Genomic DNA, 1,067 nt, shown 5'->3' on the forward strand with positions numbered 1-1,067 from the left:
GCGGGAGGCAGGGGGAGGGTGCGGGCGTCGGGTCCGGGTGCGGTCATGCGTGCTCTCCGTCGGGGTGGGCCGCCGGGGGTGCGGCGGCGGGGGTGTCGCCCGGTGCGGCGGGGTGGGCCGCGGCCGGGCTCTCGTCGGCGGGGGCGCCCGCGTCCTGGGCGTCGTCCCCGCGGTGCTCGGCCGCGGCGGCGCGCGCGAGCGCGGCCACCAGGCCGCCCGGGGTCTGGTCGTCGGCGACGGCGTGCACCGTCAGCCCCGACCGCCGCGCCTCCGCGGCGGTCGACTCGCCGATGCAGCACACCAGCGTGCCCGCGGGCGGCGCCCCGAGCATCGACAGCAGGTTGCGAGCGGTGCTGCCCGAGGTGAGCAGGACGGCGCCCACCCGCCCCGCGGCGTACGCCGCGCGCACCTCCGGCTCCGGCGCCGGGCCGGGCACGGTGCGGTAGGTGACGACGACGTCGACCGGCCAGCCGCGCGCGGCCAGCCCCTCGGCCATCGTCGGGGCGGCCAGGTCGCCGAGCGGCAGCAGCACCCGGGCCGGCTCCTCGCCGGCGGGCGGCCAGGCCGCGAGCAGCGCCAGGGCGGACGACCGGCCCGTGGGCACGAGGTCGACGCGGACGCCTGCCTCGCGCAGGGCCCGGGCGGTGCTGCCGCCGACCGCGGCCACCCGGACGCCGTCGAGCAGGGCGGCCAGCGTGTGCCCGGTCTCCTCGGCGCGGTCCTCGAGCACGGGCACCGCGGCGGCGCTCGTCACCGCCACCCAGCCGTAGTAGCCGACCTCCAGCGCGAGCAGCGCGTCGTCGAGCTCGGTGGGGTCGAACGGGGGGACGGTCTGGATCAGCGGCACCACGAGGGGGTCCGCGCCGGCCGCGTGCAGGGCGATGACCAGCGGGTCCAGGCCCTCGGTCGCGCGCGGGACGAGGACGGTGCGGCCCCCGAGCGGCCCGGCGGGGACCGTCGTGGGCGCGCCGTCCGCCGGCAGGCCCGTCACGCCCCGAGCTCCGCGAGCGCGGCGGCGCCCGCGCCGAGGAGGTCCTCGGCGAGCCGGGTGCCGAGGGCGGCGGCCG

1 protein-coding gene is annotated in these 1,067 nt (G+C 81.5%); it reads right to left on the reverse strand.

The features are described from left to right. Positions 1-43: 43 nt before the first annotated feature. Positions 44-991: a uroporphyrinogen-III synthase gene (locus FA014_RS19565; RefSeq protein ID WP_154731260.1), complete on the reverse strand. Its 948-nt coding sequence runs from the start codon at positions 989-991 to the stop codon at positions 44-46. Positions 992-1,067: the final 76 nt, after the last annotated feature.

Origin of the sequence: Cellulomonas hominis, from assembly GCF_005239125.1 — a bacterium.
Taxonomy (GTDB): domain Bacteria; phylum Actinomycetota; class Actinomycetes; order Actinomycetales; family Cellulomonadaceae; genus Cellulomonas; species Cellulomonas hominis_A.